The sequence below is a fragment of the Enterobacter sp. EC_64 genome (assembly GCF_019584165.1).
GTDB classification, from domain to species: domain Bacteria; phylum Pseudomonadota; class Gammaproteobacteria; order Enterobacterales; family Enterobacteriaceae; genus Enterobacter; species Enterobacter roggenkampii.
On sequence record NZ_VDAS01000002.1, the window covers coordinates 246,747 to 273,414 of the forward strand.

Here is a 26,668-nt window from a genome sequence, read left to right on the forward strand (position 1 = left end):
AGAATCGGGCCCTTGCGCCTGAAAGTTGCGGAGAAAAAGCATGGCGGGGAATGACCGCGAGCCAATAGGACGTAAGGGAAGACCAACGCGTCCGGCGAAAGAAAAGGTAAGCCGTCGTCGCCTCAGAGATGAGGACTATGACGATGACTATGAAGACGATGATGAGGATGAAGAACCGATGCCGCGTAAAGGGAAAGGCAAAGGGCGCAAGCCTCGGGGCAAACGCGGCTGGTTCTGGCTGCTGCTGAAGCTCTTTATTGTTTTTGTTGTGCTGATGGCAATTTACGGCGTCTATCTGGATCAGAAGATCCGCAGCCGTATCGACGGTAAAGTCTGGCAGTTACCTGCGGCCGTGTATGGCCGTATGGTGAACCTTGAGCCAGATATGTCCATCACGAAAAACGAAATGGTAAAACTGCTGGAAGCCACCCAGTATCGTCAGGTGTCAAAAATGACGCGCCCTGGCGAATTTACCGTGCAGGCCAACAGCATTGAGATGATCCGCCGTCCGTTTGATTTCCCGGACAGCAAAGAGGGTCAGGTGCGCGCGCGTCTGACCTTTGACGGCGATCGTCTGGATACCATCGAGAACATGGATAACAACCGTCAGTTCGGTTTCTTCCGTCTCGATCCCCGCCTGATCACCATGCTCTCGTCGGCGAACGGCGAACAGCGTCTGTTCGTGGCGCGTAACGGCTTCCCGGATCTGCTGGTTGATACCCTGCTGGCAACCGAAGACCGCCACTTCTACGAGCATGACGGCATCAGCCTCTACTCGATTGGCCGTGCGGTCCTGGCGAACCTGACCGCGGGCCGTACCGTGCAGGGGGCAAGTACGCTGACCCAGCAGCTGGTGAAGAACCTGTTCCTCTCCAGCGAGCGCTCTTACTGGCGTAAAGCGAACGAAGCGTATATGGCCGTGCTGATGGATGCGCGCTACAGCAAGGATCGTATCCTTGAGCTGTATATGAACGAGGTGTACCTCGGTCAGAGCGGCGACAACGAAATCCGCGGCTTCCCGCTGGCGAGCCTGTACTACTTTGGTCGTCCGGTCGAAGAGTTGAGCCTGGATCAGCAGGCGCTGCTGGTGGGCATGGTGAAAGGGGCGTCCATCTATAACCCGTGGCGTAACCCGAAACTGGCCCTTGAGCGTCGTAACCTCGTTCTGCGTCTGCTGCAACAGCAGCAGGTGATTGACCAGGAGCTGTACGACATGCTGAGCGCACGTCCGCTCGGCGTGCAGCCGCGCGGCGGGGTGATCTCGCCTCAGCCTGCGTTTATGCAGCTGGTGCGTCAGGAGCTGCAGAGCAAGCTTGGCGATAAGGTGAAAGACCTCTCCGGCGTGAAGATCTTTACGACCTTTGACTCCGTGGCGCAGGATGCGGCAGAAAAAGCGGCGGTGGAAGGCATTCCGGCGCTGAAGAAACAGCGTAAGCTCTCCGATCTTGAAACCGCGATGGTGGTGGTTGACCGTAACTCCGGCGAAGTTCGTGCGATGGTGGGCGGTGCCGAGCCGCAGTTTGCTGGCTATAACCGTGCCATGCAGGCGCGTCGCTCGATCGGCTCTCTGGCAAAACCGGCAACCTATCTCACTGCCCTGAGTCAGCCAAACCAGTATCGTCTCAATACCTGGATTGCGGATGCGCCGATCTCCCTGCGCCAGCCTAACGGCCAGGTGTGGTCACCGCAGAACGACGACAAGCAGTTTAGCGGTCAGGTGATGCTGGTGGATGCGTTGACGCGCTCCATGAACGTGCCGACGGTGAACCTGGGCATGTCGCTGGGTCTGCCAGCGATTGTCGATACCTGGCAGAAGCTGGGCGTGGCGAAAGATCAGCTGCACCCGGTACCGGCGATGATCCTGGGTGCGCTCAACCTGACGCCGATCGAAGTGGCGCAGGCGTTCCAGACGATCGCCAGCGGCGGTAACCGCGCGCCGCTCTCCGCCCTGCGTTCGGTGATTGCCGAAGATGGCTCCGTGCTGTATCAGAGCTTCCCGCAGGCGGAACGTGCCGTTCCTGCGCAGGCGGCCTATATGACGCTGTGGACGATGCAGCAGGTGGTGCAGCGCGGTACCGGCCGTCAGCTGGGGGCGAAGTATCCGGGCCTGCATCTGGCGGGTAAAACCGGGACCACCAACAACAACGTTGATACCTGGTTTGCCGGTATTGATGGTCGTGAAGTGGTGATCACCTGGGTAGGCCGCGACAACAACCAGCCGACCAAGCTGTACGGCGCGAGCGGGGCGATGTCGATTTACCAGCGCTATCTGGCGAATCAGTCCCCGGTGCCGCTGAACCTGGTTGCGCCGGAAGATATCGTCGATATGGGCGTGGACAGCTCCGGTAACTTCGTCTGCGGCGGCGGAATGCGTACTCTGCCGGTCTGGACAACCAACCCGGATTCCCTGTGCCAGCAAAGCCAGCCAGAACAGCCAACGGGTAACCCGTTCGAGCAGTCTTCTCAGCCACAGCAGCCGCAGCAGCAACAGCCGCAGCAGCAGAACGAGAAGAAAGACAGCGATGGTGTCGCAGGCTGGATTAAAGATATGTTCGGCGGTAACTAACCGCGTGAGGTCCCCCCGCAAGGGGGGATTTTTTTACCCATTCCCCCCCTTTTTTTAACCCTCTTTTTAATATTGATTAACCCTTCGTTCTCTCCTGGTTATTTCTTAAACCCTTAATTCTCGTAGGGCCGCTTACTGCTTGCTATGCAGTCAGCGTTTCGCCTATTATGCTGCGGTCATAATAATAATTCTCGTTTACGTTATCATTCACTTTTCCATCAGAGATACACCATGGCGCTTTCCAATACTGCTCAGCCAATCAATACGTCGCTGCGTAAAATCGCGGTCGTCGTCGCCACAGCGGTTGCCGGCATGTCGGCTTATACACATGCTGCCGAAACCCCGAAAAAAGAAGAAACCATTACGGTAACCGCAGCACCTGCGGCACAGGAAAGTGCCTGGGGACCGGCACCCACGATTGCGGCTAAACGCACCGCCACCGCGACCAAGACCGATACCCCGATTGAGAAAACCCCGCAGTCTATTTCTGTCGTCACCCGTGAAGAGATGGACATGAAGCAGCCGGGGACGGTTAAACAGGCGCTGGCCTATACGCCGAGCGTGTTCGCAACACGCGGGGCGTCAACAACGTATGACGTTGTTTCTATTCGTGGGTTCACCACCTCCAGTACCGTGAATACTAACCAGTATCTGGACGGGATGAAGCTGCAGGGAGATAACTATTCTGAAGCGTCCATGGATCCGTATTTCCTTGAGCGCGTCGAGCTGCTGCGTGGCCCAACGTCCGTTCTGTACGGTAAAAGCCACCCGGGCGGCGTGGTCAGCATGGTCAGCAAGCGCCCAACCACCGAGCCACTGAAAGAAATTCAGTTCAAAATGGGTACCGATAACCTGTGGCAGACCGGGTTTGATTTCAGCGATGCGATTGATGATGACGGCGTGTGGTCATACCGTCTGACCGGTCTGGGGCGCAGCGAAAATGCGCAGCAGGAGATGGTGAAATCTTCCCGCTACGCCATTGCACCTGCTTTCAGCTGGCGTCCTGACGATAAAACCGATTTTACTTTCCTGAGCAACTTCCAGAGCGATCCGGATGCAGGCTATTACGGCTGGCTGCCGCGGGAAGGTACCGTTGTGCCTTACTACGATGCCAACGGCAAAGCACACAAGCTGCCGACCGATTTCAACGAAGGTGAAGAAGATAACAAGATCTCCCGTCGTCAGAAAATGGTGGGTTACAGCTTCTCGCATCAGTTTGATGACACCTTTACCGTGCGTCAAAACCTGCGCTACACCAAAATCAATACGCTTTACCGTTCCGTCTACGGTAACGGCTATATTGCACCGGCTCAGATCAGCCGCGCGTATGTGCGCTCCGATGAGGACCTCAACTCGTTTACCGTTGATACTCAGCTTCAGTCCAAATTCGCGACGGGTGCAGTGGATCATACCCTGTTGACGGGCGTTGATTACCTCCGCATGCGTAATGATATTGATGCTGACTACGGCACGGCCGATCCCATCAGTATGACGAAGCCTGCGTACGGCAATCCAAATGTCGACGTTTACTACCTTTACAAAGTACTCAACCGTCAGGAACAAACCGGCCTTTATGCGCAGGATCAGGCTGAATGGGATAAGTGGGTACTCACAATGGGTGGCCGCTATGACTTTGCGAAAACCTCAGCACTGACGCGTACAACCGGTACTACCGCGGAAATCAACGATCAGGCATTCACGTGGCGCGGCGGGATTAACTACCTGTTCGACAACGGCATCACGCCTTATTTCAGCTATAGCGAATCGTTCGAACCGATTTCGGGTACCACTCAGGGCGGCAAACCGTTCGATCCTGCACGCGGCAAGCAGTATGAAGCGGGCGTGAAATACGTACCGAAAGATCTGCCTGTTGTGGTCACGGCTGCTGTTTATCAGTTAACCAAAAACAACAACCTGACGGCCGATCCGGCGAACCCGACCAGCGGCTTTAGCGTGCAGGGCGGTGAAATTCGCTCTCGCGGTTTCGAACTGGAAACGAAAGCTGCCGTCTCTGCCAACGTGAACGTGACGGCTTCCTATAGCTTTACTGATGCCAAATACACGCACGATACCTGGTATGAAGGCCGTCGTCCGGCGGAAGTGCCGCGCAATATGGCGTCTCTGTGGGCAGATTACACCTTCCACGAGACGGCGTTGAGCGGTCTGACGGTAGGGGCTGGCACCCGTTACATCGGTAACACCGTGTCCTATTACTCCGCCTCGTCGCCAAAAGCCTACCAGTCATTCAACGTCGCGGGCTATGCCCTGGCGGATGCCACCGTGAAATACGATCTGGCACGCTTAGGACTTCCCGGCTCTTCTGTCGGCGTCAACGTGAACAACATCTTCGATCGCGAATACGTCTCCAGCTGCTACAGCGAATATGCCTGCTACTGGGGAGCAGGACGTCAGGTTGTTGCTACCGCGACCTTCCGCTTCTAATCTCTCTTCGGGCACGGTTCGCCGTGCCCTTTTTATTTAAGTTGGCTGATATGCAGGATAATCAAACGCAACCCGACACCACCTTTACGCTCAACCATCTCTCCTTTCGCGTACCCGGGCGCACCTTGCTGCATCCGCTCTCTTTGACGTTTCCCGCAGGTAAAGTCACGGGCCTGATTGGTCACAACGGTTCCGGTAAGTCCACGCTGCTCAAGATGCTGGGACGACATCAGCCGCCGTCAGAAGGCGACATCCTGCTGGATGACCAACCGCTGGAGAGCTGGAGCAGTAAAGCCTTTGCCCGCAAAGTGGCGTATCTGCCGCAGCAGCTGCCGCAGGCGGAGGGGATGACGGTGCGAGAGCTGGTGGCGATTGGGCGTTATCCGTGGCATGGCGCGCTTGGACGCTTTGGCGTGGCCGACAGAGAGAAAGTGGAAGAGGCGATTGCGCTGGTCGGGCTTAAGCCGCTGGCGCACCGTCTGGTGGATAGCCTGTCCGGCGGTGAACGCCAGCGCGCGTGGATTGCAATGCTGGTGGCCCAGGACAGCCGCTGCCTGCTCCTCGACGAACCCACCTCCGCACTTGATATCGCCCATCAGGTCGATGTTCTGGCGCTGGTGCACCGCTTGAGCCAGCAGCGCGGTCTGACGGTGATTGCGGTGCTGCATGATATCAACATGGCGGCACGCTACTGCGATTACCTTGTTGCGCTGCGCGGTGGCGAAATGATTGCGCAGGGAACGCCGTCCGAGCTGATGCGCAGCGAAACGCTGGAACAGATTTATGGTATTCCGATGGGTATTCTGCCTCACCCGGCCGGGGCTGCACCGGTGAGCTTCGTGTACTGATGCTGGACAACATGCGCATTAGCCGCCGTCGCCTGCTGACGGCGATGGCCCTCTCACCGCTGCTGTTAAAAATGAATACGGCGCGTGCCGCCGCCGTCGATCCGCACCGCATAGTGGCGCTTGAGTGGTTGCCGGTCGAGCTGATGATGGCGCTCGGCGTTACGCCCTACGGCGTCGCGGACATTCCCAACTATAACCTCTGGGTGAACGAGCCGAAGCTGCCGGACTCGGTGATCGACGTCGGCCTGCGTACGGAGCCAAACCTCGAGCTGCTCACCCAGATGAAACCGTCGTTCCTCTTCTGGTCCGCGGGCTACGGTCCGTCAGAAGAGGTGATGGCGCGCATTGCACCCGGGCGTGGATTCGCTTTCAGCGACGGTAAAAAACCGCTGGCCGTAGCGAAAAATTCGATTGGCGAGATGGCGCATTTCCTTAACCGGGAAGCGGAGGCCAAACGGCATCTCGACGAATTTGATGCCCTGATCGACTCCCTGAAGCCGCGTTTTGCTCACCGGGGCGATCGTCCGCTGCTGATGGTGACGCTGCTGGATGCCCGCCATATGCTGGTCTTTGGTAAAAACTGCCTGTTCCAGGAGGTGCTGGACAGCTTCGGCATTCGCAACGCCTGGGAAGGGGAGATGACGTTCTGGGGCAGTACCGCTGTGGGTATCGATCGCCTCGCGGCGTTTCGCGATGTGGATGTGCTGTGTTTCGATCACGGCAACGAGCGCGACATGCAAACCCTGATGGCGACCCCGCTCTGGCAGGCGATGCCGTTTGTGCGCGAGCGGCGCTTCCAGCGCGCTCCGGCGGTCTGGTTCTACGGCGCGACGCTGTCGGCGATGCATTTTGCCCGCGTGCTGGATAACGCCCTGGGAGGTAAAGCATGAGTACGCGTATTGCCCGTTTCCCGGCGCTTCTGCTGATGCTGATTTTTCTTGCCGCGCTGGCGTTAACCGGGTTCAACCTCTCTGCCGCGTTACCGCGCGCGCAATGGGAAGCCGCGCTGGCCTCGCCGGATATCGACAATATTCAGCAGATGCTGTTCCACTACAGCCTGCTGCCGCGTCTGGCAATCTCCCTTTTAGTCGGTGCCGGCTTAGGGCTGGTGGGCGTGCTGTTCCAGCAGGTGTTACGTAACCCGCTGGCGGAGCCAACCACGCTCGGCGTCGCGACCGGCGCACAGCTTGGGATCACTATCACCACGCTGTGGGCGCTGCCGGGAGCGTTAACCTCGCAGTTTGCGGCACTCGCGGGGGCGTGCGTAGTGGGCGCACTGGTCTTTGGCGTGGCCTGGGGCAAACGCCTTTCCCCTGTGACGCTCATTCTGGCCGGGCTGGTGGTGAGCCTCTACTGTGGCGCGATTAACCAGCTGCTGGTGCTTTTCCACCACGATCGGCTGCAAAGCATGTTCCTGTGGAGTACCGGTACGCTCACCCAAACCGACTGGAGCGTTGTGCTGCGCCTGTGGCCGCAGCTGGCTGGCGGTGTTGTGGTGACGCTGCTGCTCCTGCGTCCCCTGACGCTGATGGGACTGGATGATGGCGTGGCGCGTAACCTGGGGCTGGCGCTGTCGCTGGCTCGCCTGGCGGCGCTGACGCTGGCGATTGTATTAAGCGCCCTGCTGGTGAACGCGGTCGGCATCATCGGGTTTATCGGCCTGTTTGCGCCGCTGCTGGCGAAAATGCTTGGGGCGCGTCGTTTGCTGGCGCGTCTGCTGCTGGCCTCGCTGATTGGGGCGTTGATCCTCTGGCTTTCCGATCAGCTTATTCTCTGGCTGGCGCGGGTGTGGCGGGAAGTCTCTACCGGCTCGGTCACGGCGCTGATCGGTGCGCCGCTGCTGCTTTGGCTGCTGCCGCGTCTGCGCAGCATGAGCGCACCGGCGATGGATGCGGGCGATAAAGTCCATGCTGAACGTCAGTCGGTACTGTGGTTTAGCCTTGCCGGGCTGGCGGTGCTGGTTATTGCCTCGTTCGCGGCGCTCTCATTCGGTCGCGATGCCGCGGGCTGGCACTGGGCAACGGGCGATTTACTCAACGATCTGCTGCAGTGGCGCTGGCCGCGTATCTTTGCTGCGCTGATCGCAGGGGTAATGCTGGCGGTGGCGGGGTGCATTATTCAGCGTCTGACCGGCAACCCGATGGCGAGCCCGGAAGTGCTTGGGATCAGCTCTGGCGCCGCCTTTGGCGTGGTGCTGATGCTGTTCTTTGTGCCGGGCAATGCGTTTGGCTGGCTGATGCCTGCCGGCAGTCTCGGGGCGGCGGTTACGCTGCTGATTATCCTGATTGCCGCTGGTCGCGGCGGGTTTTCACCGCACCGCATGCTGCTGGCGGGGATGGCGCTCAGCACCGCGTTCACCATGCTGCTGATGATGCTGCAGGCAAGCGGCGACCCGCGTATGGCGAAGATCCTGACCTGGATATCCGGCTCAACGTACGGCGCGACCGGCAGCCAGGCGATCGGGTCCGGGCTCGTGATGGTCGTGCTGCTGGCGATGGTGCCGCTGTGCCGACGCTGGCTGACTATTCTGCCGCTCGGCGGGGAAACCGCACGTGCGGTTGGAATGGCGCTGACGCCAGCGCGTGTAGCGCTGCTGCTGCTCGCCGCGTGCCTGACGGCGACGGCCACCATGACGATTGGCCCGCTGAGTTTTGTGGGGTTAATGGCGCCGCATATCGCCAGAATGATGGGGTTCCGCCGGACGATGCCGCATATCGTCATGTCGGCCCTCACGGGCGGGGTGATGCTGGTGTTTGCAGACTGGTGCGGAAGAATGGTGCTGTTCCCGTATCAGATCCCGGCGGGGCTGCTGTCGACCTTTATTGGTGCGCCGTATTTTATTTATCTGTTGAGAAAGCAGAGTCGGTAGTCAGGTGCGGCCTTATGCCCTCTCCCACGGGGAGAGGGAGAACACCGTAGGCCGGGTAAGCGTTAGCGCTACCCGGCAATGCCCTTAGAGCTTGGCAAACACCTTACGCGCCGCGTCAATGGTGTTATTGATATCTTCTTCGCTGTGCGCCACGGACATAAAGCCCGCCTCGAATGCGGACGGTGCCAGGTACACGCCTTCTTCCAGCATCAGGTGGAAGAAGCGCTTGAAGCGTTCAACGTCGCACTTCACCACGTCCTGATAGCGGGTCACGGTTTTCGCCTCGGTGAAGAAAATCCCGAACATCCCGCCTACGTGGTTAACCACCAGCGGAATACCGGCCTCTTCTGCCGCTTCCAGCAGGCCGTTTGCCAGCTGCGTGGTCCGGTCGGTCAGGGTTTCGTGAATACCTGGCTGAGCCACTTCGGTCAGGCAGGCAAATCCCGCCGCCATGGCGATAGGGTTACCGGAGAGCGTGCCCGCCTGGTAAACCGGGCCGGTTGGTGCCAGCGCTTCCATGACGTCCTTACGACCACCGAACGCGCCGACCGGCATGCCGCCGCCGATGATTTTACCCAGACAGGTGAGGTCCGGCTCCACGCCGTAATAAGACTGGGCGCCCGCCAGCGCCACGCGGAAGCCGGTCATCACTTCGTCGATGATCAGCAGCGCGCCGAACTCATCGCACAGGGCGCGCAGGCCCGGCAGGAAGTCAGGCTGCGGTGGGATACAGTTCATGTTGCCCGCAACCGGCTCAACGATGATGCAGGCGATCTCCTGCGGATACTGCTCGAACGCCGCGCGAACGGTGTTCAGATCGTTGTAGGTACAGGTCAGGGTATGCTTCGCGAAATCCGCAGGTACGCCAGGCGAGTTTGGCTGGCCGAGCGTCAGCGCGCCGGAACCCGCTTTCACCAGCAGGCAGTCCGCGTGGCCGTGGTAGCAGCCTTCGAACTTGATGATTTTATCGCGGCCGGTAAAACCGCGCGCCAGGCGGATGGCGCTCATGGTGGCTTCGGTACCGGAGTTCACCATGCGCACCATGTCCATGGTCGGGACCAGCTCGGTGACCAGTTCCGCCATCTTCACTTCCATTTCGGTAGGCGCACCGAAGCTCAGGCCGCGCTGGGCGGCTTCAATCACGGCGTTACGAATGGCCGGGTGGTTGTGACCAAGCACCATCGGGCCCCAGGAGCCGACGTAATCGATATAGGCTTTGCCATCGACATCATACAGATACGCGCCGTCAGCACGTTCGATAAACAGCGGCGTGCCGCCCACGCCGGTAAAGGCGCGCACAGGTGAGTTCACGCCACCCGGAATAAGCTCGCGGGCTGCACTGTAGAGGTTTTCAGACTTGCTCATGGCGTCGTTCCTGGTTCGTATAAAATGATTAAGCCCACTATTCTAAGTGATTCGGGGAAGGTTATGAAATTTTTAGCCTGGTAATGCTTTAAGATTTGTTAAGTAATTTTCAGGAGACGGTGGGGCAGTCTCTGGTAAAATCCACGCGGCTTTTGTATGACGAATAAGTACAGGACATGAAATCAGATTCTCCGTCTTTTGAAGAACAACAGTTTACGCGCGCCCAGCATCGAATCAGTATTCGACGGCTGCTCAATCGCGATAAAACGCCGCTGGCGATCCTGCTGGCCGCTGCCGTGGTGGGAACACTCGCCGGTCTGGTGGGCGTGGCGTTTGAAAAAGCGGTTAATGCCGTACTCAACTGGCGAGTGGGAACCGTGGCCGGTTTCGCCGACAGCCGATGGCTGGTCTGGGTTGCGGCGTTCGGGTTGTCGGCGCTGTTCGCCATGGTGGGGTATTTTCTTGTGCGTAAATTTGCGCCGGAGGCGGGCGGGTCCGGCATCCCGGAAATTGAAGGGGCGCTGGAGGAGCTGCGTCCTGTGCGCTGGTGGCGAGTCATTCCGGTGAAATTTATCGGCGGCATGGGTACGCTGGGCGCGGGGATGGTTCTTGGCCGGGAAGGGCCTACGGTTCAGCTGGGCGGGAACGTCGGCCGCATGGTGGGCGATCTCTTTCGGATGCGCAGCGCCGAAGCGCGCCATACGCTGCTGGCAACCGGTGCGGCGGCGGGGCTGTCGGCGGCCTTTAACGCGCCGCTGGCGGGCATTTTGTTTATCATCGAAGAAATGCGCGCGCAGTTTCGCTACAACCTGATCTCCATTAAAGCGGTGTTTACCGGCGTCATTATGTCGAGCATCGTGTTTCGCCTCTTTAATGGCGAAGGGGCGGTCATTGAGGTGGGTAAACTGACCAACGCGCCGGTTAACACCCTGTGGCTTTACCTGATCCTCGGCATGATTTTTGGCGTGGTGGGACCGCTGTTTAATACCTTTATCCTGCGCGCTCAGGATATGTTCCAGCGTATTCACGGTGGGAATACGACTAAATGGGTGCTGATGGGCGGCCTGCTTGGCGGAATCTGTGGCGTGCTCGGGTTTATCGAGCCGAATGCCGCGGGCGGCGGCTTCGGGCTGATCCCCATTGCGGCGGCGGGGAACTTCAGCGTGGGTCTGCTGCTGTTTATGTTTATCTCCCGCGTCATCACCACGGTATTGTGTTTTTCCTCCGGCGCGCCCGGCGGGATATTCGCCCCGATGCTGGCGCTGGGAACCTTGTTGGGCACCGCGTTTGGTATGGCGGCTGAGGCGGGCTTTCCCGCCTATCACCTTGATGCAGGGACCTTTGCGGTAGCCGGAATGGGGGCGCTGCTGGCCGCCTCCCTGCGCGCGCCGTTGACCGGTATCGTGCTGGTGCTGGAGATGACGGACAATTACCAGCTCATTTTGCCAATGATCATTACCTGTCTCGGGGCGACACTATTAGCCCAGTTCCTGGGTGGAAAACCGCTATACTCCACCATCCTCGCGCGTACCCTGGCAAAACAAGAGGCGGAGCGGGCCGCCGCGCAGAATACTTGAATGAATTACCAGGGTATTAGATAATGACGAAAAGAATTGGGTGAATTTTACCCAATAGCAGTATTCATGGGAGCATAAGATGAGTGATGACGTAGCTGTGCCGCTGGAATTTACCGAAGCAGCAGCCAACAAAGTGAAAACCCTGATTGCCGACGAAGACAATCCGGATCTGAAACTGCGTGTCTATATTACCGGTGGCGGCTGCAGCGGCTTCCAGTACGGTTTTACTTTTGACGATCAGGTTAACGATGGCGATATGACCATTGAGAAACAGGGCGTCGCGCTGGTGGTTGACCCGATGAGCCTGCAGTATCTGGTAGGTGGTTCGGTCGACTACACCGAAGGTCTGGAAGGTTCACGCTTTGTGGTGACCAACCCGAACGCAACAAGCACCTGCGGGTGTGGGTCTTCGTTCAGCATTTAAGCCTGAATGCGGATTGTAGGCCCGGTAAGCGAAGCGCCACCGGGCTTATAAACGACGCCTATCTTGAAGTTTCATCCAGCGCAAACGTCGGCAGCTTCAGATGCCAGCGTATCGCCGCTAAACGTATCGCCAGCGTCACGATCATCCCCAGCATCGCGGCGTTTTCCAGCGGAATTGCAAAGGTGTAATACGCGGTCGCGTGGACAATGCCGCCCGCAATACAGGCCGTCGCGTAAATTTCAGTACGCAGGATCATCGGCACCTCCCGTGCCAGAATGTCGCGAATGATCCCGCCGCCCACGCCGGTTAACACGCCCATGCAGATCGCCACCATCGGACCGGTGCCCGCATTAAACGCCTTATTGACACCAATACCGACAAACACGGCCAGACCGACGGCATCCAGTACCGGCAATATCCATTTTGGTAATCGGCGGGGCTGGCGAATCAGCACAATGGTTAACAGGCAGGTGACCATCGCGACCACCAGGTCGGTCGGATCTTTCACCCAAAACACCGGGCCATTGGCCAGCGCCATATCGCGGATTGTCCCGCCGCCCACGGCGGTCACCACGCCAAGCACCAGCACGCCAAACGGATCCATGCGTAGTTTTCCGGCGAGCAGGACGCCGGAGATAGCAAAAACGGCTGTGCCAAGAATATCCAGCCAATAAACGAGCATCGTTAAATCCTCGAAAAGGGTCTTATGTTAGTGACTCTCTGCCAGCGCGGCACAGAGCTGTTTTGCGGCGAGGATAATACGCGGGCTGGCGCGTTCAAACCAGTCGCTGTTGAGGGGTATTACCGGTATTTTTAGCTGCTTTTGCCAGAATTGCTCGATTTTGGGAATTTCGCTCGCATTTCCGACCACCACGATGGCCTGTGGCTGGCGCGCCAGAACCTGCTCACGGCTTACCTGAGGCCACGGTACCCGGCTGGCTGCAAAGATGTTTTCACCGCCACAGACTTCCAGTACCTGATTCTGAATCGACCCTTTACCGGTGGTGAACAGCGGCTGGCTGCCAAACTGCAGGAAGATGCGCTTTTTAACAGGGGTATCGTATCGGGATTTCAGCGCGGCATAGTCGCTGAGCATCTGTTTCGCTGCAGCCTCGGCTTTTTTGGGCGTAGGGCTATAGGGTGCCAGGGCCTGTAGCGCCTGAGCGACCTGCTCAATGCTGACGGCATCAATCCACATGATCTTGATGCCAAGGGAGGTAAGCTGGTTAACCAGCCGCTCGGCGTTTCCGCCGCGCCAGGCCAGCACGAGATCCGGTTTCAGCGCCACGATGCGCTCAAGGTTCATCCCTTGCCAGGTTGCCACCTGTTCAATGCCCGCAGCCTGTGGGGGATAATCCGAAAAGCTGCTCACGCCAACGGGCGTGATCCCGGCGGCAAACGCCAGTTCGGTATTGGCGGGAGAGAGGGTAATCACACGCGGCGCGGCAAAAAGCCACGCCGGTGCGAGCAGAAGCAGGGCGGCCAGCGCCCTGAAGGGATGTTTAGCCACGTGCCAGGTTCTGCACCAGGCGTTCCACCATCACGGTGGACTGTTTTGCTGCAACGGTCAGGAACTCGTCGAAGCTGATGTGGGACTGCTGATCTGCCACGTCAGAGATGGCGCGAACCACTACAAACGGTACGTTGAAATTATGGCAAACGTGCGCGATCGCGGTCGCTTCCATCTCAACGGCCACCGCCTGAGGGAAGTTATGACGGATTTTCGCCAGGCCAACGGAGCCATTGATGAACGCATCACCGCTGACAATCAGACCGCGTACCGCGTTGAGGTTGAGCTCCGCAATGCAGGTCTCTGCCGCCGCAATCAGTTTGTCGTCCGCTTTAAACCCTGCCGGGCAGCCCGGAAGCTGGCCGTACTCGTAGCCGAACGCGGTGACGTCCGCATCGTGATAGCGCGCTTCGTCGGAAACAACGATGTCACCCACTTTCAGCGTCGGCGCCAGGCCGCCCGCAGAGCCGGTATTCACGATCACGTCCGGCTTGCAGCGCTCAAGCAGCAGGGTGGCACCCAGCGCCGCAGCGACTTTACCGATGCCTGATTTCAGCAGAGCCACGTCAACACCGTTTAGCTGACCGGTATAGATCTCACAACCTCCCAGAGAGAGGGTCTGACGGTTCTCAATTTTGTCACGCAGAAGCGTAACTTCTTCTTCCATTGCACCAATAATGCCGATTTTCATAGATTTACTCGCGATGTGCCTTGTTAAGATGCATAGTCTATCATGCGGTTAAGGGGAAACGCATTCTCACGCGGGGGAGCACATGTCACCAATCGATTTTCGCACCAAAATTAACTGGCACCGACGTTTCCGTTCGCCGCAGGGCGACAAGAGCGAACATGAGATCCTGCGTATCTTCGAAAGCGATCGCGGGCGGATCATTAACTCGCCCGCCATCCGCCGTCTGCAGCAAAAGACCCAGGTCTTTCCGCTGGAGCGTAACGCCGCGGTGCGCACGCGCTTAACCCACTCCATGGAGGTGCAGCAGGTCGGGCGCTACATCGCCAAAGAGATTTTAAGCCGTCTCAAAGAGCAGCGCTTACTGGAAACCTATGGTCTGGACGAGCTGACGGGGCCTTTTGAGAGCATCGTTGAGATGGCCTGCCTGATGCATGACATCGGCAACCCGCCTTTCGGCCACTTTGGTGAGGCGGCTATCAATGACTGGTTTAAGCAACGGCTTTACCCTTCGGATGCGGTAAGCCAGCCGCTGAGCGACGACCGCTGCATCGTACGCGATTTACGCCTGCGTGAAGGTGAAGAGGGGCTGAACGATCTGCGCCGCAAGGTGCGCCAGGACCTCTGTCACTTTGAGGGTAACGCGCAGGGGATCCGGCTGGTGCATTCCCTGATGCGTATGAACCTGACCTGGGCGCAGGTCGGCTGCATTCTTAAATATACGCGCCCCGCGTGGTGGATGGGGGAGACGCCCGCGTCCCACAGTTATTTAATGAAAAAACCGGGCTATTACCTTTCCGAAGAGGCTTATATTGAACGGTTACGTAAAGAACTTTCATTGACGCCAAACGGCCGTTTTCCATTGACCTGGATTATGGAAGCCGCCGATGATATTTCCTATTGCGTGGCCGATCTGGAAGACGCCGTTGAGAAAAAAATTTTCAGCGTCGAGGAGCTTTATCAGCATCTTTATACGGCCTGGGGCACCCATGAAAAAGGCTCGCTGTTTGCGCAGGTTGTCGAAAATGCCTGGGAAAAATCACGCTCAAATACATTAAGCCGCAGTACGGAAGACCAGTTCTTTATGTATTTGCGGGTCAATACATTAAATAAGCTGGTGCCGTACGCGGCGTCACGCTTTATTGATAATTTGCCGCTGATTTTCAGCGGGGAATTCAACCACGCCCTGCTGGAAGATGACAGCAGTTTCAGCCAGCTCCTCGAGCTTTATAAACATGTGGCGATGCGGCATGTATTCAGCCATCCGGATGTCGAACAGTTAGAGCTGCAGGGATATAGGGTGATCAGTGGGTTACTGGAAATTTATGCTCCGCTGCTCCAGCTGTCGGTCGACGAATTCAGCGAGCTGGTAGAACACGAGCGCGTGCGCCGTATTCCCATTGAATCACGACTTTATCAAAAACTTTCTACCCGACACCGTCTGGCGTATGTCGAAGCGATTGGCAAGCTGGATCGCCAGTCACCGCAGTGGCCGGTGATGGAATATTATTACCGCTGCCGTCTTATCCAGGACTATATCAGCGGCATGACGGATTTGTATGCCTGGGATGAATATCGCAAGCTGATGGCGGTGGAATAACCCGGAGTTTTGTAAAGACGGCCAATAAATTTTTACCTTTTCCATAAACTTATCGCCGGAACTAAGCGGTATAAAACGAATCTGAGTTACACAGCAATTTTGCGTTACCTGTAAATCGAGATTGAGAAACATGAAAAAAACCACATTAGCAATGAGTGCACTGGCTCTGAGTTTAGGTTTAGCGCTGTCTCCTCTGACTGCTACTGCAGCCGAGACCGCGTCGTCGGCAGCAACCGCGCAGCAGATGCCAAGCCTGGCACCGATGCTCGAAAAAGTGATGCCATCGGTGGTGAGTATTAACGTTGAGGGTAGCACGACCGTCAATACGCCGCGCATGCCGCGTAACTTCCAGCAGTTCTTCGGCGACAACTCGCCGTTCTGCCAGGACGGTTCGCCATTCCAGAGCTCTCCGTTCTGTCAGGGCGGTGGCGCAGGGGATGACAGCCAGGGCGGCGGCCAGCAGCAGAAATTCATGGCGCTTGGCTCGGGGGTAATCATTGATGCAGCGAAAGGCTATGTCGTCACCAACAACCACGTTGTTGATAACGCGAGCAGCATTAAGGTTCAGCTGAGCGATGGCCGTAAGTTTGACGCCAAAGTGGTCGGCAAAGATCCGCGCTCCGACATCGCGCTGATCCAGATTCAGGATCCGAAAAACCTGACGGCGATTAAAATTGCCGACTCCGACGCGCTGCGCGTGGGTGACTATACCGTGGCGATCGGTAACCCGTTTGGTCTGGGTGAAACCGTGACCTCGGGTATCGTCTCTGCACTGGGCCGCAGCGGCCTCAATGCCGAAAACTATGAAAACTTCATCCAGACGGATGCAGCGATCAACCGCGGTAACTCCGGCGGTGCGCTGGTCAACCTGAACGGCGAGCTGATCGGTATCAACACCGCGATCCTGGCACCGGACGGCGGCAACATCGGGATCGGCTTTGCTATCCCAAGTAACATGGTGAAAAACCTGACCGCGCAGATGGTGCAGTATGGCCAGGTGAAACGCGGTGAGCTGGGTATCCTGGGTACGGAACTGAACTCCGAACTGGCTAAGGCAATGAAGGTTGACGCCCAGCGCGGGGCATTCGTCAGCCAGGTGATGCCGAACTCCTCTGCGGCGAAAGCGGGCATTAAAGCGGGGGATGTGATCACCTCCCTGAATGGTAAACCGATCAGCAGCTTTGCCGCCCTGCGTGCGGAAGTCGGCTCTATGCCTATCGGCAGCAAAGTGACCCTTGGTCTGCTGCGCGACGGCAAGGCGGTTAACGTCAGCCTGGAGCTGCAGCAGAGCAGCCAGAATCAGGTGGACTCCAGCACCATCTTCAGCGGTATTGAAGGTGCCGAGATGAGCAACAAAGGCGCAGATAAAGGCGTAGTGGTGAATAACGTGAAGGCGAATTCACCGGCAGCCCGTATTGGCCTGAAAAAAGGCGATGTGATCATGGGCGCTAACCAGCAGCCGGTGAAAAACATCGCTGAACTGCGTAAGATCCTCGACAGCAAACCTTCCGTGCTGGCGCTGAATATCCAGCGTGGTGACACCTCTATTTACCTGCTGATGCAGTAATCCTCTGAAGCCCCTGTTCGCAGGGGCTTTTCTCGTTTCTGTGACCTTTCACACAAGTCCACACTTCTTCCTCTCTCTTTGTGCATCTGCACAATGCAGGCGTCGCTGAACTTCCCTATGCTTGAGCTCTGCTCACGGGAGGGTTCTATGGCTGGCTGGCATCTTGATACCAAAATGGCGCAGGATATTGTGGCGCGCACCATGCGCATCATTGATACCAATATCAACGTAATGGATGCCCGCGGGCGCATTATTGGCAGTGGCGATCGCGAGCGTATTGGGGAATTGCACGAAGGCGCGCTGCTGGTGCTCTCCCAGGGGCGCGTGGTCGATATCGACGATGCGGTAGCGAAACACCTGCACGGCGTCCGTCAGGGCATCAATTTACCGCTGCGCCTTGAAGGCGAGATTGTGGGGGTCATCGGCCTCACCGGCGAGCCCGAGTCACTGCGAAAATATGGCGAGCTGGTCTGCATGACGGCGGAGATGATGCTGGAGCAGTCGCGGCTGATGCACCTGCTGGCTCAGGACAGCCGCCTGCGCGAAGAGCTGGTGATGAACCTTATTCAGGCAGAGGAGCATACGCCTGCGCTCAGTGAATGGGCGCAGCGTCTGGGGATCGATCTGAACCAGCCGCGCGTGGTGGCGGTCATTGAGGTCGACAGCGGCCAGCTGGGCGTAGACAGCGCGATGGCCGAGCTGCAGCAGCTGCAAAATGCACTGGCGACGCCGGAGCGCGATAACCTGGTGGCGATCGTTTCTCTGACGGAGATGGTGGTGCTCAAACCGGCGCTCAATGCGTTTGGCCGCTGGGATGCGGACGATCATCGCCGTCGCGTGGAGCAGTTAATTTCCCGTATGAAAGAGAATGGTCAGCTGCGTTTTCGCGTTGCGCTGGGCAACTACTTTACCGGTCCGGGCAGTATCGCCCGCTCCTGGCGAACCGCGCGCACCACCATGATGGTGGGCAAGCAGCGAATGCCGGAGAGCCGCAGCTATTTTTATCAGGACCTGATGCTGCCGGTGCTGCTCGACAGCCTGCGCGGTGGCTGGCAGGCCAATGAGCTGGCGCGGCCACTGGCGCGCCTGAAAGCCATGGACAATAACGGCCTGCTGCGCCGGACCCTGCAGGCGTGGTTCCGTCATAACGTGCAGCCGCTGGCGACGTCAAAAGCGCTGTTTATTCACCGCAATACCCTGGAGTATCGGTTAAACCGAATTTCAGAGCTGACGGGGTTAGATCTGGGAAATTTCGACGACAGGCTGCTGCTGTATGTGGCGCTGCAGTTGGATGAACAGAGATGAAGCTGTTTGCCGGGGGGCGGCTTCGCCTTACCCGGCCTACATGCGTTCGTAGGCCCGGTAAGCGAAGCGCCACCGGGCAATAAAACGGCTTATTTGTTGCGGGTTAACTTCTCAAGATCCGCTTCAATCTCGCTGATCTTATTGGTAACAACGCTTTCAAGGTGACGCAGGTCGTCAAGGATCTTGCGCTTGAGATCGACTTCGGTGCGGTCGCGCTGGCAGATCTGATCGAGTTCATCGATCACATAGCGCAGGTTAGGGCTGATTTCCTGTACTTCTTTGTATCCCTGTCCTACACCGTCAGCAACAACGGTCTTACGCTGGCGTGGGTATTTAAACTTCACGCTTTTGGCGAAAAACTCTCCTTTGTCCTTGTGAAAATAGATTTTCAAAATATCGTTATTGGCTTCCTGGCGGAGGCTGTAACGATCAATTTCATCAGGATTGGTAATGCCCAGACTTTTCAGATTATCGTACATAGCGGTACCCTTGATCTCAACATAACCTTTGAATAATTAACGAAAAAATCTATTTTCGCCACCCTCAGATATAAAAAAAGCGGGGTTGCCCCCGCTTTTTGTTATACCCGATTAATCGATGGTGCGCAGCAATTCGTTGATGCCCACTTTACCGCGCGTTTTCGCATCCACTTTCTTCACGATAACCGCACAGTACAGGCTGTATTTGCCATCTTTTGACGGCAGGTTGCCGGAAACCACCACGGAGCCCGCCGGAACGCGACCGTAATGCACTTCACCGGTTTCACGGTCGTAAATACGGGTGCTCTGGCCGATGTAAACGCCCATGGAGATCACGGAACCTTCTTCCACGATCACGCCTTCCACCACTTCTGAACGCGCGCCGATGAAGCAGTTATCTTCGATGATGGTTGGGTTAGCCTGCAGTGGCTCCAGAACACCGCCGATGCCCACGCCGCCGGACAGGTGAACGTTTTTCCCGATCTGTGCGCAGGAACCAACCGTTGCCCACGTATCCACCATGGTGCCTTCATCAACGTAGGCACCGATGTTCACGTAGGATGGCATCAGCACGGTGTTGCGTGCGATGAAGGCACCCTGACGCACCGCCGCAGGCGGCACCACGCGGAAACCTTCTTTCTGGAAACGCGCTTCGTCGTAGTCAGCGAACTTCATTGGCACTTTATCGAAGTAGCGGCTTTCTGCTCCGTCGATAACCTGGTTATCGTTGATGCGGAAAGAGAGCAGCACGGCTTTCTTCAGCCATTGATGAGTGACCCACTGACCGTCGATTTTTTCTGCCACGCGCAGCGCGCCGGAATCCAGCAGGGAAATCACCTGGTTTACCGCTTCACGGGTCACGGTATCCACATTTGCCGGGGTAATCTCGGCGCGACGCTCAAAAGCGGACTCAATAACGTTCTGTAACTGCTGCATTGTTTACTCTTTCCATTTCACTAAAAAACATATCACCCTTTATCGTTTGGATTGAGGGCTGCTGTCAACCGTTGTTGCACTTCAAGCTGCAGGTCATTATTAAGGGCACGCCGGTCGGCGGTGGCGATTATAAATAAATCTTCTACTCGCTCGCCAATCGTTGTAATTCGGGCCCCATGAAGCGAAATTCCCAGATCGGCAAAAACCTGGCCGACGCGGGCGAGCAGCCCTGGCTGGTCGAGCGCGATCAGCTCCAGGAACGATTTACGATCGGTGTGGGTCGGCAGGAAATTGACCTCGGTATCCACGGTAAAGTGGCGCAATTTTGCCGGCTGGCGACGCGGCTGCGGGGGCTGCCAGCTGCGCTGGGTAATCGCCTGCTCCAGACCTAAACGTATCCCTTCATGCCTGTCCGACGACAGCGGGCTGCCGTCCGGCTCCAGCACGATAAAGGTGTCCATGGCCATGCCGTCGCGGGTGGTGAAAATCTGCGCGTCATGCACGCTCAGGTTACGTCTGTCCAGCTCGGCACAGACGGCAGCAAACAGATAAGGCCGGTCCGGGCTCCAGATGAAAATCTCCGTTCCGCCGCGCGTGGCCTGCGGGCTTAGCAGGATCATCGGCTGGGACAGATCGTGCTTGAGCAGATGCCGCGCGTGCCACGCCAGCTGGTTTGGGCTGTGGCGGACAAAATAGTTGGCGCGGCAGCGGGCCCAAATCTGATGTAGCGCCTCTTCATCAATGTTATCCATCCGCAGCAGCGCCAGCGCCTGAAGCTGGTGGTGACGCACGCGCTCGCGCATGTCCGGCGTGTTCTGCATCCCGCGACGCAGCTGTTTTTCGGTAGCGAAGTACAGCTCGCGCAGCAGGCTCTGCTTCCAGCTATTCCACAGGGTTTCGTTGGTGGCGCAAATATCCGCCACCGTCAGGCAGACCAGATAGCGCAGGCGGTTTTCCGTCTGAACTTCTTCCGCGAACTGCTTAATGACTTCCGGGTCCTGAATGTCCCGACGCTGCGCGGTGACCGACATCAGCAGGTGATGGCGCACCAGCCAGGCCACCAGCTGCGTTTCACGTGAGTTCAGGCCGTGCAGTTCGGCAAATTTCAGCACGTCCTGGGCGCCCAGTACCGAGTGGTCACCGCCGCGGCCCTTGGCGATGTCGTGGAACAGGGCGGCAATCAGGATCAGTTCCGGATGGGTCAGGCGCGGCCACAGCTCGACGCACAGCGGGTGGCGGGAGCGCGTCTCTTCTTTGGCAAAGCTCTCCAGCTTGAGCATCACGCGGATGGTGTGTTCATCCACCGTGTAGGCGTGGAACAGGTCGAACTGCATTTGGCCGACAATGTGCGACCACTGCGGCATATAGGCCCACAGCACGCTGTGGCGGTGCATCGGCAGCAGCCCGCGGCTTACGGCGCCCGGGTGGCGGAGCATGCTCAGGAACAGCGAACGGGCTTCCGGGATGTAACACAAAGGCTGCGTCAGATGACGGCGCGCATGGCGCAGATGGCGCAGGGTGGTGGAGTAGATCCCGGTGATGCTGCTGTTGCGCACCATGGTGTAGAACATCCGCAGGATCGCTTCCGGCTCGCGGATAAACAGCGTTTCGTCGCGCAGATCGATAAGCGTGCCGCGCAGCTGGAATTCATCGTCAATCGGGCGCGGCTTTTCGTCCGCCGTCAGGGCCAGAATGGCCTCGTCGAACAGCTGCAACAGCATCTGGTTCAGCTCGGTCACCCGGCGGGTGACGCGGAAGAAATCCTTCATCATCTGCTCAACCGGCTCGTTACCTTCGCCCTGGTAATTCAGGCGCTGCGCCACGCTGAGCTGGCGGTCAAACAGCAGACGGTTATCGTAGCGGGTGACCTCCAGATGCAGGGCAAAGCGGATGCGCCACAGCAGGTGCAGACACTCGTTGAGCTCGTTACGCTCCGCCTCGGTTAAAAAGCCGAAGCCAACCATCTCGTCCAGCGAGGTGGCGCCGAAATGGCGACGGGCGACCCACTGTAACGTGTGGATGTCGCGCAGGCCGCCGGGGCTGCTTTTAATGTCAGGCTCAAGGTTATAGCTGGTGCCGTGGTAGCGCTGGTGGCGCTGGTTTTGCTCCTCGACCTTCGCGGCGAAGAACTTTTCTGACGGCCAGAAGCCGTCGCTGAAGATGTGTTTTTGCAGCTCCAGGAACAGCGCGACGTCGCCAATCAGCAGACGGGTTTCAATCAGGTTGGTGGCAACGGTCAGGTCCGATAGCCCTTCCAGCAGACACTCTTCCAGGGTGCGAACGCTGTGGCCGACTTCCAGCTTCACGTCCCAGAGCAGGGTCAGAAGCTCGCCGATTTTTTGCGCCTGTTCGTCCGGCAGCTTTTTGCGGCTTAGGATCAGGAGATCGATATCGGAAAGCGGATGCAGCTCACCGCGGCCATAGCCCCCGACGGCAACCAGCGCGATGTCGCTAACCTGCCCGAAACCGTAGTCGATCCATAGACGCTGCAGGAGCTGGTCGATAAACTCGGTGCGCGCCTCAATGAGCTGCTCGGCAGATACGCCTGCATCGAACGCGCTACCCAGCCAGCGATGGAAAACATCCATATGGGATTTAATATGCGCGCAGGTCAGCTCGTGCGGCGGCCAGACGCCCGGGTTATCGGGCTGGTCGGGGAGGGTGGGAAGGGCTGTGTTAGCATACTGTTCGGGTAAAAGATTACTCATCGTGCGCCACCCATAAGAAAAAGCTATCGCCATTAAAAAAGCCGGCATTTGCCGGCTTCTTATCACTCAATGTTCGTCAGTATCGCCGGGATGGTGTCATCCTTGCGCAACGTCATAATTTCGCAGCCGTTGTCTGTTACCACAATAGTATGCTCGTACTGGGCAGACAAGCTTCTGTCTTTGGTTTTCACCGTCCAGCCGTCTTTCATGGTGCGGATGCGGTAGTCACCGGCGTTGACCATTGGCTCGATGGTGAAGGTCATGCCCTTTTGCAGCACGACGCCGCCGTCGTCTGCATCGTAGTGCAGAACCTGCGGCTCTTCATGGAAGACGCGGCCAATACCGTGACCGCAGTATTCGCGCACCACGGAGAACCCTTCCGCTTCCACAAATTTCTGAATTGCGGCGCCGATAGTACGCAGGCGAATACCCGGCTTCACCATTTTCAGCGCCAGGTAGAGGCTATCCTGGGTGACTTTGCACAGGCGCTCGCCCAGGATGGTCGGCTTGCCAACGATGAACATTTTTGAGGTGTCACCGTGGTACTCGTCTTTAATGACGGTCACGTCGATGTTGACGATATCGCCGTCTTTCAGCAGTTTTTCATCGTCAGGAATGCCGTGGCACACCACTTCATTAATAGAGATGCAGACGGATTTTGGGAAACCGTGGTAGCCGAGGCAGGCGGAAACCGCGTGCTGCTCGTTCACGATATAGTCGTTACAGATGCGGTCCAGTTCACCCGTGCTGACGCCCGGCTTCACGAACGGCTCGATCATTTCCAGCACTTCCGCGGCCAGACGACCGGCGACGCGCATCTTTTCAATTTCTTCAGGTGTCTTAATAGAGATAGCCATGTAATCTGTCCATCGGTGTCGATTTTTTCGACAATACTAGTCTAAGTGTCGTCAATGGTATCAGTCAGGCACGCTCCGTGCCAAATTGAGAATCATTAACAGCACACTCCGCCAACAACTGTTGGTTTCTGGTCGTGTTTTGTGGTATAAAGCGCGCCGGACTTCCGATCCATCTCAGATACACAGGCTGGACGGGAGCGACAAATCTCACTTTGTGTAACAACACACACGTATCGGCACATATTCCGGGGTGCCCTTCGGGGTCGGTAATATGGGATACGTGGAGGCATAACCCCAACTTTCAATATAGAGGTTTTAAACATGGCAACTGTTTCCATGCGCGACATGCTCAAGGCTGGTGTTCACTTTGGTCACCAGACCCGTTACTGGAACCCGAAAATGAAGCCTTTCATCTTCGGCGCACGTAACAAAGTTCACATCATCAACCTTGAGAAAACTGTACCAATGTTCAACGAAGCCCTGGCTGAGCTGAACAAGATCTCTTCCCGTAAAGGTAAGATTCTGTTCGTTGGTACTAAGCGCGCTGCAAGCGAAGCTGTGAAAGATGCTGCTAACAGCTGCGACCAGTTCTTCGTGAACCATCGCTGGTTGGGCGGCATGCTGACCAACTGGAAAACTGTTCGTCAGTCCATCAAGCGCCTGAAAGATCTGGAAACCCAGTCTCAGGACGGTACTTTCGACAAGCTGACTAAGAAAGAAGCGCTGATGCGCACTCGTGAACTGGACAAGCTGGAAAACAGCCTGGGCGGTATCAAAGATATGGGCGGCCTGCCAGACGCGCTGTTCGTAATCGATGCAGACCACGAGCACATCGCTATCAAAGAAGCTAACAACCTGGGTATCCCGGTATTCGCTATCGTTGATACCAACTCCGATCCGGACGGTGTTGACTTCGTTATCCCGGGTAACGACGACGCAATCCGTGCTGTTAGCCTGTACCTGAGCGCTGTAGCTGCTACCGTTCGTGAAGGCCGTTCCCAGGATCTGGCTTCTCAGGCGGAAGAAAGCTTCGTAGAAGCTGAATAATAAGGTTTTACCCCTTATTAGTACCGTGTATGAATAGGGGCCCATTACCGGCCCCTTTTTTCAATTTACACTGTTTGGCCCCCGGCCGGGCAGTTCACATCTCCCGAGGATTTAAGAATGGCTGAAATTACCGCATCCCTGGTAAAAGAGCTGCGCGAGCGTACTGGCGCAGGCATGATGGATTGCAAAAAAGCGCTGACTGAAGCGAACGGCGACATCGAGCTGGCAATCGAAAACATGCGTAAATCCGGTGCGATCAAAGCAGCTAAAAAAGCAGGCAACGTTGCTGCTGACGGCGTGATCATCACTAAGATCGACGGCACCTACGGCATCATTCTGGAAGTTAACTGCCAGACTGACTTCGTTGCTAAAGATGGTGGTTTCCAGGCATTTGCTAACAAAGTTCTGGACGCAGCGGTTGCTGGCAAAATCACTGACGTTGAAGTTCTGAAAGCACAGTTCGAAGAAGAGCGTGTTGCGCTGGTTGCTAAAATCGGTGAGAACATCAACATCCGTCGCGTTGCTTCTCTGGAAGGCGACGTTCTGGGTTCATACCAGCACGGTGCTCGTATCGGTGTTCTGGTTGCGGCTAAAGGCGCTGACGAAGAGCTGGTTAAACAGCTGGCAATGCACATCGCTGCAAGCAAGCCAGAATTCGTTAAGCCAGAAGACGTGTCTGCTGAAGTGGTAGAGAAAGAGTACCAGGTTCAGCTGGACATCGCGATGCAGTCTGGTAAACCAAAAGAAATCGCAGAGAAAATGGTTGAAGGCCGCATGAAGAAATTCACCGGCGAAGTTTCTCTGACTGGCCAGCCATTCGTAATGGACCCAAGCAAATCTGTTGCTCAGCTGCTGAAAGAGCACAACGCTGACGTAACTGGCTTCATCCGCTTCGAAGTGGGCGAAGGCATCGAGAAAGTTGAGACTGACTTCGCAGCAGAAGTTGCTGCAATGTCCAAGCAGTCTTAATGATTGAAAAGGAGCCGCCTGAGGGCGGCTTCTTTTTGTCACCCGTCACAGGAAATCAGACAGGCTCCAGTATCGCTGTACTGATTTGCGGCATATCATGTCGCCAGAATTAACCCCCATCTTAATCGTTGACAGTCTCAGGAAAGAAACATGGCTACCAATGCAAAACCCGTGTACAAACGCATTCTGCTTAAGCTGAGTGGCGAAGCGCTGCAGGGATCGGAAGGCTTCGGTATTGACGCAAGCATCCTTGATCGCATGGCACAGGAAATCAAAGAACTGGTCGAACTGGGCATCCAGGTTGGCGTGGTCATTGGCGGTGGCAACCTTTTCCGTGGTGCTGGTCTGGCGAAAGCGGGGATGAACCGCGTTGTGGGCGACCACATGGGTATGCTGGCAACCGTGATGAATGGCCTGGCGATGCGTGATGCGCTCCATCGCGCCTATGTGAACGCCCGCCTGATGTCCGCGATCCCCCTGAATGGCGTATGCGATAATTACAGCTGGGCAGAAGCTATCAGCCTGCTGCGCAACAACCGCGTGGTGATCCTCTCCGCCGGTACGGGTAACCCGTTCTTTACGACCGATTCCGCTGCTTGCCTGCGCGGTATCGAGATCGAAGCTGATGTGGTACTGAAAGCGACCAAAGTCGATGGCGTGTTTACTGCCGACCCGGCAAAAGATCCTTCTGCCACCATGTACGATCAGCTGAGCTACAGCGAAGTGCTGGATAAAGAGCTGAAAGTGATGGATCTTGCCGCCTTCACGCTGGCTCGCGACCACAAATTGCCAATTCGTGTCTTCAACATGAACAAACCTGGCGCACTGCGTCGCGTGGTCATGGGCGAAAAAGAAGGCACTTTGATCACGGAATAATTTCCGTTGACGATAAATACAGGTAAGATTCCGCT

General features: G+C 57.0%; 21 protein-coding genes. 13 read left to right on the forward strand and 8 right to left on the reverse strand.

Annotation, left to right across the window (positions count from 1 at the left end; translation table 11 throughout):
- Positions 1-40 precede the first annotated feature (40 nt).
- From mrcB to fhuB, 5 genes are all read left to right on the forward strand, one after another.
- A complete protein-coding gene (gene mrcB, locus FHC52_RS02705) occupies positions 41-2,566 on the forward strand; it encodes a bifunctional glycosyl transferase/transpeptidase (RefSeq protein WP_008501930.1) in 2,526 nt (841 codons plus the stop codon).
- A 231-nt stretch (positions 2,567-2,797) separates the two neighbouring features.
- Positions 2,798-5,008, forward strand: coding sequence for a ferrichrome porin FhuA (gene fhuA, locus FHC52_RS02710; protein WP_220419897.1), 2,211 nt, complete (start codon positions 2,798-2,800; stop codon positions 5,006-5,008).
- Positions 5,009-5,058: 50 nt separating this feature from the next.
- Complete coding sequence (fhuC, locus tag FHC52_RS02715; RefSeq protein WP_008501928.1) at positions 5,059-5,856, forward strand: Fe3+-hydroxamate ABC transporter ATP-binding protein FhuC; 798 nt, start codon at positions 5,059-5,061, stop codon at positions 5,854-5,856.
- Positions 5,856-6,746 carry a Fe(3+)-hydroxamate ABC transporter substrate-binding protein FhuD gene (fhuD, locus tag FHC52_RS02720; protein ID WP_023293241.1) on the forward strand — a complete coding sequence of 297 codons (891 nt, stop codon included), beginning with the start codon at positions 5,856-5,858 and terminating at the stop codon, positions 6,744-6,746. The genes fhuC and fhuD overlap by 1 nt, the downstream gene beginning before the upstream one ends.
- The gene (gene fhuB, locus FHC52_RS02725) at positions 6,743-8,725 is read left to right on the forward strand and encodes a Fe(3+)-hydroxamate ABC transporter permease FhuB (RefSeq protein ID WP_128299365.1); all 1,983 of its coding nucleotides are present in this window, start codon (positions 6,743-6,745) and stop codon (positions 8,723-8,725) included. Before fhuD ends, fhuB begins: the two co-directional genes overlap by 4 nt.
- Before the next feature lie 84 nt (positions 8,726-8,809).
- Here the strand turns inward: fhuB and hemL are convergent, their stop codons facing one another.
- Positions 8,810-10,090, reverse strand: a complete 1,281-nt coding sequence (hemL, locus tag FHC52_RS02730; protein WP_008501925.1) for a glutamate-1-semialdehyde 2,1-aminomutase — start codon at positions 10,088-10,090, stop codon at positions 8,810-8,812.
- A gap of 176 nt (positions 10,091-10,266) precedes the next feature.
- Here hemL and clcA point away from each other — a divergent pair, with 176 nt between their 5' ends.
- Both clcA and erpA read left to right on the forward strand, forming a co-directional pair.
- The gene (gene clcA / locus FHC52_RS02735) at positions 10,267-11,667 is read left to right on the forward strand and encodes a H(+)/Cl(-) exchange transporter ClcA (protein WP_021240492.1); all 1,401 of its coding nucleotides are present in this window, start codon (positions 10,267-10,269) and stop codon (positions 11,665-11,667) included.
- 79 nt (positions 11,668-11,746) lie between these two features.
- Complete coding sequence (erpA, locus tag FHC52_RS02740; protein WP_008501923.1) at positions 11,747-12,091, forward strand: iron-sulfur cluster insertion protein ErpA; 345 nt, start codon at positions 11,747-11,749, stop codon at positions 12,089-12,091.
- 58 nt (positions 12,092-12,149) lie between these two features.
- Here the strand turns inward: erpA and FHC52_RS02745 are convergent, their stop codons facing one another.
- The 3 genes from FHC52_RS02745 to mtnN are packed head-to-tail and all read right to left on the reverse strand — an operon-like array spanning position 12,150 to position 14,292.
- Positions 12,150-12,773 (reverse strand): TRIC cation channel family protein, encoded by a 624-nt coding sequence (locus FHC52_RS02745; protein ID WP_126287620.1) that lies wholly within the window; start codon positions 12,771-12,773, stop codon positions 12,150-12,152.
- 27 nt (positions 12,774-12,800) lie between these two features.
- Positions 12,801-13,601, reverse strand: coding sequence for a vitamin B12 ABC transporter substrate-binding protein BtuF (gene btuF, locus FHC52_RS02750; RefSeq protein ID WP_220419898.1), 801 nt, complete (start codon positions 13,599-13,601; stop codon positions 12,801-12,803).
- Positions 13,594-14,292, reverse strand: a complete 699-nt coding sequence (mtnN, locus tag FHC52_RS02755; protein ID WP_008501920.1) for a 5'-methylthioadenosine/S-adenosylhomocysteine nucleosidase — start codon at positions 14,290-14,292, stop codon at positions 13,594-13,596. Before mtnN ends, btuF begins: the two co-directional genes overlap by 8 nt.
- A gap of 82 nt (positions 14,293-14,374) precedes the next feature.
- Here mtnN and dgt point away from each other — a divergent pair, with 82 nt between their 5' ends.
- From dgt to cdaR, 3 genes are all read left to right on the forward strand, one after another.
- On the forward strand, positions 14,375-15,889 hold the full coding sequence (gene dgt, locus FHC52_RS02760) for a dGTPase (protein ID WP_220419899.1): 1,515 nt from the start codon (positions 14,375-14,377) through the stop codon (positions 15,887-15,889).
- Between the two features lie 130 nt (positions 15,890-16,019).
- A complete protein-coding gene (degP, locus tag FHC52_RS02765; RefSeq protein WP_008501918.1) occupies positions 16,020-17,456 on the forward strand; it encodes a serine endoprotease DegP in 1,437 nt (478 codons plus the stop codon).
- Positions 17,457-17,603: 147 nt separating this feature from the next.
- Positions 17,604-18,761, forward strand: coding sequence for a DNA-binding transcriptional regulator CdaR (cdaR, locus tag FHC52_RS02770; RefSeq protein ID WP_008501917.1), 1,158 nt, complete (start codon positions 17,604-17,606; stop codon positions 18,759-18,761).
- Between the two features lie 89 nt (positions 18,762-18,850).
- Here the strand turns inward: cdaR and FHC52_RS02775 are convergent, their stop codons facing one another.
- From FHC52_RS02775 to map, 4 genes are all read right to left on the reverse strand, one after another.
- Positions 18,851-19,240: a DUF3461 family protein gene (locus tag FHC52_RS02775; RefSeq protein ID WP_008501916.1), complete on the reverse strand. Its 390-nt coding sequence runs from the start codon at positions 19,238-19,240 to the stop codon at positions 18,851-18,853.
- A 111-nt stretch (positions 19,241-19,351) separates the two neighbouring features.
- Positions 19,352-20,176 (reverse strand): 2,3,4,5-tetrahydropyridine-2,6-dicarboxylate N-succinyltransferase, encoded by an 825-nt coding sequence (dapD, locus tag FHC52_RS02780; RefSeq protein ID WP_008501915.1) that lies wholly within the window; start codon positions 20,174-20,176, stop codon positions 19,352-19,354.
- Positions 20,177-20,208: 32 nt separating this feature from the next.
- The gene (gene glnD / locus FHC52_RS02785; protein ID WP_128299366.1) at positions 20,209-22,884 is read right to left on the reverse strand and encodes a bifunctional uridylyltransferase/uridylyl-removing protein GlnD; all 2,676 of its coding nucleotides are present in this window, start codon (positions 22,882-22,884) and stop codon (positions 20,209-20,211) included.
- A 62-nt stretch (positions 22,885-22,946) separates the two neighbouring features.
- Complete coding sequence (gene map, locus FHC52_RS02790) at positions 22,947-23,741, reverse strand: type I methionyl aminopeptidase (protein ID WP_008501913.1); 795 nt, start codon at positions 23,739-23,741, stop codon at positions 22,947-22,949.
- Between the two features lie 321 nt (positions 23,742-24,062).
- Here map and rpsB point away from each other — a divergent pair, with 321 nt between their 5' ends.
- From rpsB to pyrH, 3 genes are all read left to right on the forward strand, one after another.
- Entirely contained in the window at positions 24,063-24,788 is a 726-nt protein-coding gene (gene rpsB / locus FHC52_RS02795; protein ID WP_003856207.1) for a 30S ribosomal protein S2, read from the forward strand.
- Positions 24,789-24,905: 117 nt separating this feature from the next.
- Complete coding sequence (gene tsf / locus FHC52_RS02800) at positions 24,906-25,757, forward strand: translation elongation factor Ts (RefSeq protein WP_014830708.1); 852 nt, start codon at positions 24,906-24,908, stop codon at positions 25,755-25,757.
- 150 nt (positions 25,758-25,907) lie between these two features.
- On the forward strand, positions 25,908-26,633 hold the full coding sequence (pyrH, locus tag FHC52_RS02805) for a UMP kinase (RefSeq protein WP_008501910.1): 726 nt from the start codon (positions 25,908-25,910) through the stop codon (positions 26,631-26,633).
- Positions 26,634-26,668: the final 35 nt, after the last annotated feature.

Bases quoted from the DNA above. Each gene is read 5' to 3' on its own strand.
- mrcB (WP_008501930.1), top strand. From the start codon at position 41: ATGGCGGGGAATGACCGCGAGCCAATAGGACGTAAGGGAAGACCAACG.
- fhuA (WP_220419897.1), top strand. From the start codon at position 2,798: ATGGCGCTTTCCAATACTGCTCAGCCAATCAATACGTCGCTGCGTAAA.
- fhuC (WP_008501928.1), top strand. From the start codon at position 5,059: ATGCAGGATAATCAAACGCAACCCGACACCACCTTTACGCTCAACCAT.
- fhuD (WP_023293241.1), top strand. From the start codon at position 5,856: ATGCTGGACAACATGCGCATTAGCCGCCGTCGCCTGCTGACGGCGATG.
- fhuB (WP_128299365.1), top strand. From the start codon at position 6,743: ATGAGTACGCGTATTGCCCGTTTCCCGGCGCTTCTGCTGATGCTGATT.
- hemL (WP_008501925.1), bottom strand. From the start codon at position 10,090: ATGAGCAAGTCTGAAAACCTCTACAGTGCAGCCCGCGAGCTTATTCCG.
- clcA (WP_021240492.1), top strand. From the start codon at position 10,267: ATGAAATCAGATTCTCCGTCTTTTGAAGAACAACAGTTTACGCGCGCC.
- erpA (WP_008501923.1), top strand. From the start codon at position 11,747: ATGAGTGATGACGTAGCTGTGCCGCTGGAATTTACCGAAGCAGCAGCC.
- FHC52_RS02745 (WP_126287620.1), bottom strand. From the start codon at position 12,773: ATGCTCGTTTATTGGCTGGATATTCTTGGCACAGCCGTTTTTGCTATC.
- mtnN (WP_008501920.1), bottom strand. From the start codon at position 14,292: ATGAAAATCGGCATTATTGGTGCAATGGAAGAAGAAGTTACGCTTCTG.
- dgt (WP_220419899.1), top strand. From the start codon at position 14,375: ATGTCACCAATCGATTTTCGCACCAAAATTAACTGGCACCGACGTTTC.
- degP (WP_008501918.1), top strand. From the start codon at position 16,020: ATGAAAAAAACCACATTAGCAATGAGTGCACTGGCTCTGAGTTTAGGT.
- cdaR (WP_008501917.1), top strand. From the start codon at position 17,604: ATGGCTGGCTGGCATCTTGATACCAAAATGGCGCAGGATATTGTGGCG.
- FHC52_RS02775 (WP_008501916.1), bottom strand. From the start codon at position 19,240: ATGTACGATAATCTGAAAAGTCTGGGCATTACCAATCCTGATGAAATT.
- dapD (WP_008501915.1), bottom strand. From the start codon at position 20,176: ATGCAGCAGTTACAGAACGTTATTGAGTCCGCTTTTGAGCGTCGCGCC.
- glnD (WP_128299366.1), bottom strand. From the start codon at position 22,884: ATGAGTAATCTTTTACCCGAACAGTATGCTAACACAGCCCTTCCCACC.
- map (WP_008501913.1), bottom strand. From the start codon at position 23,741: ATGGCTATCTCTATTAAGACACCTGAAGAAATTGAAAAGATGCGCGTC.
- rpsB (WP_003856207.1), top strand. From the start codon at position 24,063: ATGGCAACTGTTTCCATGCGCGACATGCTCAAGGCTGGTGTTCACTTT.
- tsf (WP_014830708.1), top strand. From the start codon at position 24,906: ATGGCTGAAATTACCGCATCCCTGGTAAAAGAGCTGCGCGAGCGTACT.
- pyrH (WP_008501910.1), top strand. From the start codon at position 25,908: ATGGCTACCAATGCAAAACCCGTGTACAAACGCATTCTGCTTAAGCTG.